Origin of the sequence: Metabacillus sp. KUDC1714 (assembly GCF_014217835.1) — a bacterium.
In the GTDB taxonomy this organism is placed as follows: Bacteria; Bacillota; Bacilli; order Bacillales; family Bacillaceae; genus Metabacillus; species Metabacillus rhizosphaerae.
In genome coordinates this window covers 1,299,220-1,312,500 of the sequence record NZ_CP055263.1, presented here as the reverse complement: position 1 = coordinate 1,312,500, position 13,281 = coordinate 1,299,220, and the positions used below count along the sequence as shown (strand labels likewise).

The window sequence follows — 13,281 nt, the reverse complement described above, 5'->3', positions numbered from 1 at the left end:
GAAGTCGGTGGGGTAACCGTAAGGAGCCAGCCGCCTAAGGTGGGACAGATGATTGGGGTGAAGTCGTAACAAGGTAGCCGTATCGGAAGGTGCGGCTGGATCACCTCCTTTCTAAGGATAAATGAAGGACAAGCTTCTTCATAAAACGACGTTTCTGATTTTGTTTAGTTTTGAGAGAACTATCTCTCGAATTTGTTCCTTGAAAACTAGATAACGATAACAATTCAAGTAATTCACTGAGTTTAAACGCTTAGTTTAGTGATTCTCTTAGTAATATTAACGGATATTCAGTAAGTACTGATATCCTGAGACGAAGGAGAAGCGAGAAGTTCGAGGCGACGAGTGGTCGAGGAGCGGAATGTACGTTTTGTGTACATGAGCACCGCAGAACACGAAGTCAACGAAGAAATTCGAAGCTTATCATTCGTCGAAGAAGGTTAAGTTGTTAAGGGCGCACGGTGGATGCCTTGGCACTAGGAGCCGATGAAGGACGGTACTAACACCGATATGCTTCGGGGAGCTGTAAGTAAGCTTTGATCCGGAGATTTCCGAATGGGGAAACCCACTGCTCGTAATGGAGTAGTATTTTTACCTGAATACATAGGGTAATAAAGGCAGACCCGGGGAACTGAAACATCTAAGTACCCGGAGGAAGAGAAAGCAAACGCGATTTCCTGAGTAGCGGCGAGCGAAACGGAATTAGCCCAAACCAAGAGGCTTGCCTCTTGGGGTTGTAGGACACTCTATACGGAGTTACAAAGGAACGAAGTAAATGAAGAGGTCTGGAAAGGCCCGTCAAAGAAGGTAACAACCCTGTAGTTGAAACTTCGTTCCCTCCAGAGTGGATCCTGAGTACGGCGGGACACGAGAAATCCCGTCGGAAGCAGGGAGGACCATCTCCCAAGGCTAAATACTCCCTAGTGACCGATAGTGAACCAGTACCGTGAGGGAAAGGTGAAAAGCACCCCGGAAGGGGAGTGAAATAGATCCTGAAACCGTGTGCCTACAAGTAGTCAAAGCCCGTTAATGGGTAATGGCGTGCCTTTTGTAGAATGAACCGGCGAGTTACGATCCCGTGCAAGGTTAAGTTGATGAGACGGAGCCGCAGCGAAAGCGAGTCTGAATAGGGCGAAAGAGTACGTGGTCGTAGACCCGAAACCAGGTGATCTACCCATGTCCAGGGTGAAGTTCAGGTAACACTGAATGGAGGCCCGAACCCACGCACGTTGAAAAGTGCGGGGATGAGGTGTGGGTAGCGGAGAAATTCCAATCGAACCTGGAGATAGCTGGTTCTCTCCGAAATAGCTTTAGGGCTAGCCTTGAATTTAGAGTCTTGGAGGTAGAGCACTGATTGGACTAGGGGCCCCCAACGGGTTACCGAATTCAGTCAAACTCCGAATGCCAAAGACTTATATTCAGGAGTCAGACTGCGAGTGATAAGATCCGTAGTCAAGAGGGAAACAGCCCAGACCACCAGCTAAGGTCCCAAAGTATACGTTAAGTGGAAAAGGATGTGGAGTTGCTTAGACAACCAGGATGTTGGCTTAGAAGCAGCCACCATTTAAAGAGTGCGTAATAGCTCACTGGTCGAGTGACTCTGCGCCGAAAATGTACCGGGGCTAAACGTATCACCGAAGCTGTGGACTGTTCTTTTAGAACAGTGGTAGGAGAGCGTTCTAAGGGCTGTGAAGCTAGACCGTAAGGACTAGTGGAGCGCTTAGAAGTGAGAATGCCGGTATGAGTAGCGAAAGAGGGGTGAGAATCCCCTCCACCGAATGCCTAAGGTTTCCTGAGGAAGGCTCGTCCGCTCAGGGTAAGTCGGGACCTAAGCCGAGGCCGAAAGGCGTAGGCGATGGACAACAGGTTGAAATTCCTGTACCACCTCCTCACCATTTGAGCAATGGGGGGACGCAGAAGGATAGGGTAAGCGCGCTGTTGGATATGCGCGTCCAAGCAGTTAGGCTGACAACGAGGCAAATCCCGTTGTCACATAAGGCTGAGCTGTGATGGCGAGGGAACTATAGTACCGAAGTTCCTGATTCCACACTGCCAAGAAAAGCCTCTAGCGAGGTGAGAGGTGCCCGTACCGCAAACCGACACAGGTAGGCGAGGAGAGAATCCTAAGGTGAGCGAGAGAACTCTCGTTAAGGAACTCGGCAAAATGACCCCGTAACTTCGGGAGAAGGGGTGCTTTTTAGGGTGAATAGCCCGGAAAAGCCGCAGTGAATAGGCCCAGGCGACTGTTTAGCAAAAACACAGGTCTCTGCGAAGCCGCAAGGCGAAGTATAGGGGCTGACGCCTGCCCGGTGCTGGAAGGTTAAGGGGAGAGGTTAGCGTAAGCGAAGCTTTGAACCGAAGCCCCAGTAAACGGCGGCCGTAACTATAACGGTCCTAAGGTAGCGAAATTCCTTGTCGGGTAAGTTCCGACCCGCACGAAAGGCGTAACGATCTGGGCACTGTCTCAACGAGAGACTCGGTGAAATTATAGTACCTGTGAAGATGCAGGTTACCCGCGACAGGACGGAAAGACCCCGTGGAGCTTTACTGTAGCCTGATATTGAATTTTGGTACAGCTTGTACAGGATAGGTAGGAGCCTGAGAAGCCGGAGCGCTAGCTTCGGTGGAGGCGTCGGTGGGATACTACCCTGGCTGTATTGAAATTCTAACCCACAGCCCTTATCGGGCTGGGAGACAGTGTCAGGTGGGCAGTTTGACTGGGGCGGTCGCCTCCTAAAATGTAACGGAGGCGCCCAAAGGTTCCCTCAGAATGGTTGGAAATCATTCGTAGAGTGTAAAGGCACAAGGGAGCTTGACTGCGAGACCTACAAGTCGAGCAGGGACGAAAGTCGGGCTTAGTGATCCGGTGGTTCCGCATGGAAGGGCCATCGCTCAACGGATAAAAGCTACCCCGGGGATAACAGGCTTATCTCCCCCAAGAGTCCACATCGACGGGGAGGTTTGGCACCTCGATGTCGGCTCATCGCATCCTGGGGCTGTAGTCGGTCCCAAGGGTTGGGCTGTTCGCCCATTAAAGCGGTACGCGAGCTGGGTTCAGAACGTCGTGAGACAGTTCGGTCCCTATCCGTCGTGGGCGTAGGAAATTTGAGAGGAGCTGTCCTTAGTACGAGAGGACCGGGATGGACGCACCGCTGGTGTACCAGTTGTCTTGCCAAAGGCATAGCTGGGTAGCTATGTGCGGAAGGGATAAGTGCTGAAAGCATCTAAGCATGAAGCCCCCTCAAGATGAGATTTCCCATAGCGTAAGCTAGTAAGATCCCTGAAAGATGATCAGGTTGATAGGTCTGAGGTGGAAGCGCGGTGACGTGTGGAGCTGACAGATACTAATCGATCGAGGACTTAACCTAATAAAAGCGTTAAATGAAGTGAATTGAATTGTAAATCGTTATCTAGTTTTGAAGGAACAACCTTTCAATTAAATTTGTCTGGTAATGATGGCGAAGAGGCCACACCCGTTCCCATGCCGAACACGGAAGTTAAGCTCTTCAGCGCCGATGGTAGTTGGGGGTTTCCCCCTGTGAGAGTAGGACGTTGCCAGGCAAAAGCCCCTTATTCGGGGCTATTATTTTGTTTGTTTTTGTAATTGGCCCGTTGGTCAAGCGGTTAAGACACCGCCCTTTCACGGCGGTAACACGGGTTCGAATCCCGTACGGGTCACCATTTGGAGGATTAGCTCAGCTGGGAGAGCATCTGCCTTACAAGCAGAGGGTCGGCGGTTCGATCCCGTCATCCTCCACCATCTAAATTTATTGTGCCGGTGTAGCTCAACTGGTAGAGCAACTGACTTGTAATCAGTAGGTTGGGGGTTCAAGTCCTCTTGCCGGCACCACTTTATTATTTATATATGAGCCATTAGCTCAGTTGGTAGAGCACGATCGAATAAGCATCAAAGCGATACTTCAGCGCACATATTGAACTACTACTTGATTAGACTTTCTGAAATATGGGCGTCATCACAAGTGCAAAACAACATAATACTACTCATTTTTATAATGAGCCATTAGCTCAGTTGGTAGAGCATCTGACTTTTAATCAGAGGGTCGAAGGTTCGAGTCCTTCATGGCTCATCATATACACATCTTGCGGGTGTGGCGGAATTGGCAGACGCGCTAGACTTAGGATCTAGTGTCCTTGTGACGTGGGGGTTCAAGTCCCTTCACCCGCATTTCTACATTAGCAAAGTGCCGGGGTGGCGGAACTGGCAGACGCACAGGACTTAAAATCCTGCGGTAGGTGACTACCGTACCGGTTCGATTCCGGTCCTCGGCACCACTTAGAAAAGCGGAGAAAGCCCGCTTAAACCGATAGGATGTTGGAGCTTCTGAGAAGGAGTCGTTGTTTGACTCCGCAGGAAGAAGTGAAACAGCCGTACGGTTTGGCTTTCGTAGCTAGACAAATATATTTAATGCGCCCGTAGCTCAATTGGATAGAGCGTTTGACTACGGATCAAAAGGTTAGGGGTTCGACTCCTCTCGGGCGCGCCATATAACCGGGAAGTAGCTCAGCTTGGTAGAGCACTTGGTTTGGGACCAAGGGGTCGCAGGTTCGAATCCTGTCTTCCCGACCAGTCAAAGTTTTTGGTTATATAAGGTCCATATACTTGGAGGAATACCCAAGTCCGGCTGAAGGGATCGGTCTTGAAAACCGACAGGGGTGTCAAAACCCGCGGGGGTTCGAATCCCCCTTCCTCCTCCATACTTTTTTTAATTAAAATTTATATTTCTATTATCGCGGGGTGGAGCACGAACGAATATGCTTCATTGATTAACATCAGCGTACCGATTGAACAGCATCTTGAATTTACTTCCTGAAATCGGGACGGTCCGTATAAGCAGAAACAATATGCATAGGATATCTTTATTATTTTTATTATTTTTATTATCGCGGGGTGGAGCAGTCTGGTAGCTCGTCGGGCTCATAACCCGAAGGTCGCAGGTTCAAATCCTGTCCCCGCAACCAAATTCAGTTGACGAAACTCCGTTGCTCTTACTTCTTAGCAAGGAAACATAGGAGTGCTTTAGTGCAACCAAATGGTCCGGTAGTTCAGTTGGTTAGAATGCCTGCCTGTCACGCAGGAGGTCGCGGGTTCGAGTCCCGTCCGGACCGCCATTTTTATTTTTAAAACTCCCTTGTCTCAAGGAGAAGGGTTTCAATAAGCGAGAAGGTCGAGGAAGCGACTGAGCGAACACCGGAGCGTATGTAAATACGTGAGTGAGGATGTGAGCGATGGAGCTGATGAAGAGATTCGAAGCTTAGTGGAAGCCGTAAACTAAATGGCTCGGTAGCTCAGTTGGTAGAGCAATGGACTGAAAATCCATGTGTCGGCGGTTCGATTCCGTCCCGAGCCACCATTTAACATAAATTATCTAAATATTGAAAATACGTGGAGGGGTAGCGAAGTGGCTAAACGCGGCGGACTGTAAATCCGCTCCTTAGGGTTCGGCAGTTCGAATCTGCCCCCCTCCACCATTTAAAATAGGGGCATAGTTTAACGGTAGAATAGAGGTCTCCAAAACCTTTGATGTGGGTTCGATTCCTACTGCCCCTGCCAGTTTAAAATATAGTGGCGATTGTGGCGAAGTGGTTAACGCACCTGATTGTGGTTCAGGCATTCGTGGGTTCGATTCCCATCAGTCGCCCCATTTACTTGCGGGTGTAGTTTAGTGGTAAAACCTCAGCCTTCCAAGCTGATGATGAGGGTTCGATTCCCTTCACCCGCTCCAATTTTTAAAATGGGCCTATAGCTCAGCTGGTTAGAGCGCACGCCTGATAAGCGTGAGGTCGATGGTTCGAGTCCATTTAGGCCCATCATTTAATATTTTATTTTGTGCCTTTAGCACTGGATAGAGCAACAGCCTTCTAAGCCGTCGGTTAGAGGTTCGAAACCTCTAAGGCACGTTTAAACTAATCTAACTTGGATTAGTTTTTTTTTGCATTGAATTCTCTTTACAAAGCTGTAGATCGCAAATAAGAATAAACCTTTATAAGGGGAGACGTTTATTTCTTTAAATCTTCACTTTTAAATATTCTAACAATGTCTTTTCGCAGAAGTCCTTATGTGTCTCCTCCGACATCGGTCTTTAGCTATCGCTTCCAGCACGATCTCCAAAGCCATCCACTCAATTCGAAGTATTCTTACAATCATTCTCAGCATCAGCCATGAATTTCCCGATTTTTCTCTTAAAACTTGCAAAATTTTTTTCTGAAGAAATAGAAGGAATATCAGATCGAAGAGGGTGCAAATGAATAAATTTAATAAAATAACAGCCATCGCATCGAAGTACTTGCTTTGTTTTTCGTAGAAAATTTATAAAGATTTTTTATTTTATATGTATAAGATATTAATAGTTTGGGAATCATGTAGATAAGAATAAAGAAGGGAGACATGTATTGATGGAGAAAAAACATATTTTATCTGATTTTGTTAAGGGAGACCGATTTGAATTAAATTCTTATTTAACTTATTTATTTGATAAATTTAATGCTGATGTTAAGGATCATTCAAAAGATAAGCTGGTAAAACAATGGATTAACTGAACTGAAGGGAAAAAATTATGAGTGTAGAAATCGTATAAGCGACCTTTTTATTCTGATTAGAATAGAAATGGTCGCTTTGTTGTTTTTATTATATTTAGGAAATCTGCTGCAATTAAGATAGGTGATGAAGTGAAACTTACATTAGTTGAAAGATGTTACATTGGAACAGCTGATACTACCACCTCGTTTAATGTGCAAATCGGTAATGAGAATAAGCTTGGTAGAAATAACTCAAACTAACCTCAAAAGATAGAGTCGAGAAATGGAGTGCCTTTGAATAAGCTGATAAATAGATTGCAATAATATATCTTTTCAACCTAAGTTTCATAGACAACTGTTTTAAGCATATTTTCTTAGCGTTGAAAATCCGCATAATCCTGATGCTACCCTCAATTAAACTCACCCATACTACAAGAGTAAAAAGTTATTTGGAGTAATATGATTTTTTCTACTGTTAATTAAAGAAATACAATGAGCCAATCGCTCTACCCCTAGTTTAATTTGACTCTCGTTCACTTGTGAGATGCTTAATCGAAGGAGATTTTCCTTTTTATATTCTGGCAAAAACATTCTAGAGGCATCATCAACAAATATACGCTGCTCGTTTAGCATATGAACTACCTGTTTTGCTGTCACATTTTCGGGCAAACTGATGGATAGATAGAATCCTGAAGTCGGTTTTGAAAAATGAGTATCAGCCGGTAGCAATAACTCACAGGCTTCTTGAAGGATTTGCATTTTAGTATGGTATACCTCTTTTATTTTTTTGAGATGGCTAGTAAACATTCCACTTTTTAAATAGATTTCTAGAGCACCTTGTGAAAGTGCTGAACTATTAAAATCCGAACTAAATTTATATCGTAAAAAATTGTTAATCATTAATGTAGGAAGAACGATTGTAGCAATCCTTAACCCTGGGAGGAATATTTTCGAAAAGCTTTTAATATAAATCACTCTCCCTGAAGGATCGAAAGAAAATAAAGGATCGGATTTTGCATTTGGGTCAAGGTCTCCTAAAAAATCATCTTCCACTATATATACATCGTATTTTTCAGCTAACTCAACGATTTTTTTCTTTTCGCTATTCGAGTAACAATGTCCAAGTGGATTGTGAAATCTCGGGATTATATAGAAAAACTTTATATCGTTATTTCGAAAAATGTATTCCAGACGATCGAGATCAATGCCTTCCATCGATAACTCAATTCCAAAAGTATTAGCTTTTTGTATATTGATGGACTCAATGAATCCGAAATAAGTAGGCTGTTCAATTAGAATATTGTTTTTTCCATTTGGAAACGGCATAGAAACTAATAAATTAAGTGCTTGCTGCGAACCAGAAACAACAACTACTCTATCTGGTTGAGTGAACACCTGTAGATTCTGCAAATATTTCACTAACTGTACTCGTAATGAGTAAAGCCCTTGTTGATCAGAGTATGTAAAAAGCTCTTCTTTATATTGTTCAATTGCTTGATTCATACAATGTTGAAATTCAACATAAGGCATAACGTTTTTATCTGGACCAGCAGACAAGAAATCAATCACGTCATTTTCATTGGTCGCATGTTGAAATTCATTCAAAACAAAGTAGCCACTTTTAGGAACAGAATAAATTAAATGCTCTTTTTCTAGTTCTTCGTATGCTTTAATGACAGTATTTTTGCTACATGAAAAATGCTCAGATAGCTGACGAACAGAAGGAAGTTTACTCCCTGCAATAAGCGACCTATCTGCTAGCTGAAGCTTAATTTCTTCCATTATCTCAATATATTTTGAGCTCATACATTTATCCTCCTTCAACTGTACCAGTACAGATGGATAAAAAATGGTTTATTTTTATTGTGTGTACCTATTAATATGTTAATTATATCAGAACTGTTTTTTAAGAAAAGCAGAAAATGGTACAGATATAATACGAAGTAAAAAGGTAGGTAGGATATGATGCAGAGTGAAACCAGAGAGAAATTTGGGTTATTGTTAGGATTAGTAGGTGTTATTTGTTTTAGCTTAACGCTCCCTTCTACAAGTATTGCAGTAGAGTATTTTGGGACCATGGTCGTCGGTTTAGGAAGAACAGTTGTTGCCGCAATTTTAGTTGCTGGTGTATTCATTGTTCGTAAAGAAAAGCTCCCTTCTCTTCGCCAATTCAAAAGTCTACTTATTGTTGCTTTTGGTGCAGTTTTAGGATTTCCTCTCCTCACTTCTAGTGCAATGGAATCCTTGCCTGTTTCTCATGGAGCAGTGGAATTAGCTCTGTTACCATTAGCCACAGCCGGATTTGCAATGTTTAGAGCTGGTGAAGTCCCTTCTCTAAAATTCTGGATTTCTAGTATAATCGGCTCTTTAGCAGTTATTGTGTATGCACTTCATCTAGGGTTAGGTCAATTACAATTTGCCGATTTAGCTTTATTAGCAGCAGTGATTATCCTTGGACTTAGTTACGCAGAAGGTGGGAAATTAGCGAAAGAATTAGGGAGTTGGCAAGTAATTGCTTGGGCGATTATGATCGGTGCCCCATTTTTCATTATCCCAGTTGGACTAAACCTTACAACTGAAATGCTCCATGCTCCAATACAAGCTTGGGTCAGTTTTATTTATCTCGCAGTTGTTAGTCAATTTCTAGCATATGTTGCTTGGTATAGCGGAATGGCTATGGGCGGAATAGCAAGAGTTAGTCAGATTCAATACTTACAACCATTTTTGATGATACTATTTGCAACAGTTTTCCTCGATGAATCCATCACATTTTTCACTTCTGTAATAGCAGTGATTGTTGTCTTTTCTGTTATATTAGGCAAAAATGCTACCGTTTCAAAAAAAGGATCACTAACAGAGAAAAACTAACTACATGTTCAAGTGAGATAGCTAAATTTATAAAGATGAAAACAATGAATGGCATCGCATATAGCTTATGGAAGGAGGTTAAAATGCTCGTTAATATAGATTTATTTTATTTTAATAAAATAGAAGGTAAAGTGTTACCGAAACCTGCAACTATTATTGATAGCATTTTTCTTGAAAATGAATGGTTTTTCTGCTATATTTTTGTTTAGAAAGTATAAAGGTTTTAATCTATAAACCTTATTTACTAATTTAAAAAAGTTGAATCAAAAGTGATCTAACAAAACAGTCTAGAATAAAGAATATTACCTCATCTCCCCACTTTATGCAGGGAGTCTATAAAACGTATAATTACAGATATTTACTCTATAACTAAATAACATGCATTTCCTCCAAAAAGAGAAGTGATTTTTCACTTCTCTTTTTGTGCTTTAAAATGCTTCTTAATTGACAGCAAAAGAAAGAGTAAACTATAATTTACCGGTTGAATAAAAAAACAATATTTTACAATATAGACTGATTTTGTAAAGATCAAAAATAACTAGTTTGAGAGGAGAATTTATTTTGAATGCAACTGCAAGTGTATCAGCTCCACAAAGTGCTGATAAAGAGTATAAGGTAGTTCCGATTTTGGTTGCTTTTCTTATTAGTGGTTTTATTGGGTTATTCAGTGAAACAGCGTTGAATATAGCATTGAGTGAATTAATCCAGGTTTTTAATACGAATGCTGCAACTGTTCAATGGTTAACGACTGGATATTTATTAACATTAGGTATTTTAGTTCCGATTTCAGGGCTTTTGCTTCAATGGTTTACAACGAGACAGCTGTTTATTACGTCGTTATGTTTATCAATTATTGGAACGTTGATTGCCGCTATGGCACCTAGTTTTGAAATTTTAATGGTTGCCCGTGTGTTTCAAGCGATGGGAACTGCATTGCTTTTACCTTTAATGTTTAACACGATTTTACTGATTTTCCCTCCAGAAAAACGTGGAGGAGCAATGGGAATGATCGGTTTGGTTATTATGTTTGCACCAGCTGTGGGACCGACTTTTTCTGGATTGGTTCTTGAAAACCTTTCATGGCATTGGATTTTTTGGATGTCACTTCCGTTTTTAGTGATTGGTTTGTTAGCGGGTGTTTTTTATATGGAAAACGTCTCAGAAGTAACCAAACCAAAAATTGATATACTCTCTGTTGTCCTATCAACATTAGGCTTCGGAGGAGTGGTGTTTGGCTTTAGTAGTGCTGGTGAAGGACCAGAAGGCTGGAGCAGTCCTAAAGTGATTATTTTCATCCTTGTAGGAATTGTCTCTCTTGTTCTTTTTTGTTTACGTCAATTAAAAATGGAGCAGCCAATGATTAACTTAAGAGCCTTTCGCTATCCGATGTTTACGATAGGCGTAGTGCTCGTGTTTATTTGTATGATGGTCATTCTTTCCTCAATGTTACTACTGCCACTCTATTTACAAGGTGGAATGGTGTTATCTGCGTTTGTCGCAGGGCTTATACTTTTACCGGGTGGGGTTATAAATGGGCTTTTATCACCAGTTATGGGTAGGTTGTTTGATAAATACGGACCGAAGTGGCTTGTCATTCCAGGTTTAGTAATTGTGGCCGTAGTGCTTTGGTTTTTATCAGGAGTTACAACTGCATCAACGATTACATTAATTGTTACATTGCATATCTTTTTAATGATCGGTATTGCGATGGTGATGATGCCTGCACAAACAAATGGTCTTAATGAATTGCCAAAGCAGTATTATCCAGATGGAACAGCGATAATGAATACCCTGCAACAGGTAGCGGGTGCAATAGGTACCGCTGTTGCTGTAAGTATCATGTCTGCTGGTCAACAAGATTATTTAGGTACGGTAGAAGATCCTGCTGATCCAATCAACATCCCAGCTTCCCTAACAGCAGGAATTCAGGATGGCTTTATATTTGCGTTAATTGCTGCAGGGATTGCATTGATAATTGCATTTTTTATTAAACGCGTGCGAGTTGAGCATTAATAGATGTTTTTCTTAGAGTTAGAGCTTTTATTGAGCTTTAACTCTTTTTTTATGGTGAAATTGAGTATTTGCAAAATTATGAACCAAATTTGCAAAATTTATAGTAAAAGTTGCAAAATTATGATCTGAATCTGCAAAATTAATACTAGAATCTGCAAAATTATCACCATCTCGTGTGTAATTCATAAGAAAATAGAGTTCGTTTCCCTGTGTACAAAGTAAAAAAGCGCATAAAATACCTACTTCTTTCCAAAATTAATCTTGTCAACATCCTATTCGACAAAATCGTATTTAGTTTAAATTGTTTAAAGACTGTAATCGCTTTATTATTAAGTCAAGATATCAAAAGGGGTGACTTACATGGAAACAAACCAAAATAAAGGTGACTTCCGCGTTAAGATTCAACGTTTCGGAAGTTATTTAAGCGGCATGATTATGCCAAATATAGGAGCATTTATCGCATGGGGAATTATTACTGCATTATTCATTCCTACAGGATGGACGCCAAATGAACAACTCGCAACATTAGTAGGTCCAATGATTACGTATCTGTTGCCACTCTTAATTGGATACACAGGTGGTAAGATGATTTATGATGTTCGTGGTGGTGTCGTTGGTGCGACTGCAACAATGGGGGTAATCGTTGGCGCAGAAATCCCAATGTTCTTGGGTGCAATGATTATGGGTCCACTTGGTGGATATTTAATCAAAAAGCTTGATGGCTTATTAAAGGATAAAGTTAGATCAGGTTTTGAAATGCTAGTGAATAACTTTTCAGCTGGTATTTTAGGTGCTTTGTTAACATTAGCAGCACTAATGGGGATCGGCCCTGTTGTAGAAGGAATAAATAAAGTACTAGCTGGTGCGGTTCAAGCAATTTTTGATGCAGGTTTATTACCACTTGCAAGTATTTTCATCGAACCAGCAAAGGTACTATTCCTAAACAATGCCATTAACCACGGTATTTTAAGTCCGATTGGAATAGAGCAAGCTTCAAAAGCTGGCAAGTCAATTCTTTTCTTACTAGAATCAAACCCTGGTCCTGGGTTAGGGATTTTATTAGCTTACATGTTCTTTGGAAGAGGCTCTGCAAAACAAACAGCTCCTGGAGCAGTTATTATCCACTTCTTAGGTGGTATTCATGAGATCTACTTCCCGTATATTCTTATGAAACCAATGTTAATCCTTGCAGCGATTGCTGGTGGAATTAGTGGGGTCTTCACGTTCTCAATCTTTAATGCAGGCTTAGTTGCAAGTCCTTCACCAGGAAGTATTATTGCTTTACTTGCTATGACACCAAGAGGTAACTATACTGGTGTACTACTAGGTGTAATTGTGGCTACAGCTGTATCATTTGCAGTTGCTTCATTAATCTTAAAAGCTAGCAAGCAAAAAGAAGAAGATTTAACAGATGCAACAGCAAAAATGGAAGCATTAAAAGGTAAAAAGAGCTCAGTAAGTGAAACATTAACAACAGCAGAACCTGTAAAAACTGCTGAAGAATTTGATTTTAACAATGTTAATAAAATTATTTTCGCATGTGATGCGGGTATGGGTTCTAGTGCGATGGGTGCTTCTATCCTACGCAATAAAGTCCAAAAGGCAGACATAAAAGATGTAGAGGTGACAAATACTTCTATTAATAACATCCCAAATGATGCTGATATCGTGATCACACATAAGGACTTAACTGATCGTGCAAAAGCGAAACTGCCTAATGCACATCATGTTTCAGTTGATAACTTCCTTAACAGTCCAAGATATGAAGAGATCATAAACGAATTAAAATAACGAATTGAAGAAGGGGGATGCTGCTACTTTGTGTAGATGCGTCCTCCTTTTTAGTGTGAGGTTTGTTATTCGACA

General features: G+C 41.6%; 5 protein-coding genes, 18 tRNA genes and 3 rRNA genes (1 of these 26 only partly in view). 25 read left to right on the top strand and 1 reads right to left on the bottom strand.

Annotation, left to right across the window (positions count from 1 at the left end):
- From HUW50_RS06405 to HUW50_RS06300, 22 genes are all read left to right on the top strand, one after another.
- Positions 1-111 (top strand): 16S ribosomal RNA (locus HUW50_RS06405); it begins 1,440 nt to the left of the window's first position.
- Positions 112-435: 324 nt separating this feature from the next.
- Positions 436-3,365, top strand: a 23S ribosomal RNA gene (locus tag HUW50_RS06400).
- Between the two features lie 77 nt (positions 3,366-3,442).
- Positions 3,443-3,558: ribosomal RNA gene (gene rrf, locus HUW50_RS06395) — 5S ribosomal RNA — on the top strand.
- Together the 16S, 23S and 5S rRNA genes with 18 tRNA genes alongside form the textbook arrangement of a ribosomal RNA operon.
- 45 nt (positions 3,559-3,603) lie before the next feature.
- Positions 3,604-3,678: transfer RNA gene (locus HUW50_RS06390), tRNA-Glu, on the top strand.
- Positions 3,679-3,681: 3 nt separating this feature from the next.
- Positions 3,682-3,757 (top strand) — tRNA-Val (locus tag HUW50_RS06385).
- Between the two features lie 14 nt (positions 3,758-3,771).
- Positions 3,772-3,847 (top strand) — tRNA-Thr (locus HUW50_RS06380).
- A gap of 165 nt (positions 3,848-4,012) precedes the next feature.
- Positions 4,013-4,085: transfer RNA gene (locus tag HUW50_RS06375), tRNA-Lys, on the top strand.
- Between the two features lie 15 nt (positions 4,086-4,100).
- Positions 4,101-4,183, top strand: a tRNA-Leu gene (locus HUW50_RS06370).
- An 18-nt stretch (positions 4,184-4,201) separates the two neighbouring features.
- A tRNA-Leu gene (locus HUW50_RS06365) sits at positions 4,202-4,290 on the top strand.
- A 135-nt stretch (positions 4,291-4,425) separates the two neighbouring features.
- Positions 4,426-4,502, top strand: a tRNA-Arg gene (locus HUW50_RS06360).
- Between the two features lie 6 nt (positions 4,503-4,508).
- Positions 4,509-4,585: transfer RNA gene (locus HUW50_RS06355), tRNA-Pro, on the top strand.
- Between the two features lie 35 nt (positions 4,586-4,620).
- Positions 4,621-4,713, top strand: a tRNA-Ser gene (locus HUW50_RS06350).
- Positions 4,714-4,900: 187 nt separating this feature from the next.
- Positions 4,901-4,977 (top strand) — tRNA-Met (locus HUW50_RS06345).
- A gap of 73 nt (positions 4,978-5,050) precedes the next feature.
- Positions 5,051-5,127: transfer RNA gene (locus HUW50_RS06340), tRNA-Asp, on the top strand.
- A gap of 166 nt (positions 5,128-5,293) precedes the next feature.
- Positions 5,294-5,369: transfer RNA gene (locus tag HUW50_RS06335), tRNA-Phe, on the top strand.
- A 34-nt stretch (positions 5,370-5,403) separates the two neighbouring features.
- A tRNA-Tyr gene (locus HUW50_RS06330) sits at positions 5,404-5,487 on the top strand.
- An 8-nt stretch (positions 5,488-5,495) separates the two neighbouring features.
- Positions 5,496-5,569: transfer RNA gene (locus HUW50_RS06325), tRNA-Trp, on the top strand.
- Positions 5,570-5,584: 15 nt separating this feature from the next.
- Positions 5,585-5,660 (top strand) — tRNA-His (locus HUW50_RS06320).
- Positions 5,661-5,667: 7 nt separating this feature from the next.
- Positions 5,668-5,741: transfer RNA gene (locus HUW50_RS06315), tRNA-Gly, on the top strand.
- 11 nt (positions 5,742-5,752) lie between these two features.
- A tRNA-Ile gene (locus HUW50_RS06310) sits at positions 5,753-5,826 on the top strand.
- A 19-nt stretch (positions 5,827-5,845) separates the two neighbouring features.
- A tRNA-Arg gene (locus HUW50_RS06305) sits at positions 5,846-5,916 on the top strand.
- A 495-nt stretch (positions 5,917-6,411) separates the two neighbouring features.
- Positions 6,412-6,555, top strand: a complete 144-nt coding sequence (locus tag HUW50_RS06300; protein ID WP_185653784.1) for a hypothetical protein — start codon at positions 6,412-6,414, stop codon at positions 6,553-6,555.
- 408 nt (positions 6,556-6,963) lie between these two features.
- On the opposite strand, the gene HUW50_RS06295 is transcribed toward HUW50_RS06300, so the two are convergent.
- Positions 6,964-8,340 carry an aminotransferase-like domain-containing protein gene (locus HUW50_RS06295; RefSeq protein WP_185653783.1) on the bottom strand — a complete coding sequence of 459 codons (1,377 nt, stop codon included), beginning with the start codon at positions 8,338-8,340 and terminating at the stop codon, positions 6,964-6,966.
- 159 nt (positions 8,341-8,499) lie between these two features.
- Between HUW50_RS06295 and HUW50_RS06290 the strand changes: the two genes are divergently transcribed.
- From HUW50_RS06290 to HUW50_RS06280, 3 genes are all read left to right on the top strand, one after another.
- Positions 8,500-9,402 carry a DMT family transporter gene (locus tag HUW50_RS06290; protein ID WP_066335640.1) on the top strand — a complete coding sequence of 301 codons (903 nt, stop codon included), beginning with the start codon at positions 8,500-8,502 and terminating at the stop codon, positions 9,400-9,402.
- A 561-nt stretch (positions 9,403-9,963) separates the two neighbouring features.
- Positions 9,964-11,415 (top strand): lincomycin efflux MFS transporter Lmr(B), encoded by a 1,452-nt coding sequence (gene lmr(B) / locus HUW50_RS06285; RefSeq protein WP_066335624.1) that lies wholly within the window; start codon positions 9,964-9,966, stop codon positions 11,413-11,415.
- A gap of 360 nt (positions 11,416-11,775) precedes the next feature.
- Complete coding sequence (locus HUW50_RS06280) at positions 11,776-13,206, top strand: PTS mannitol transporter subunit IIBC (RefSeq protein WP_066335621.1); 1,431 nt, start codon at positions 11,776-11,778, stop codon at positions 13,204-13,206.
- Positions 13,207-13,281 lie beyond the last annotated feature (75 nt).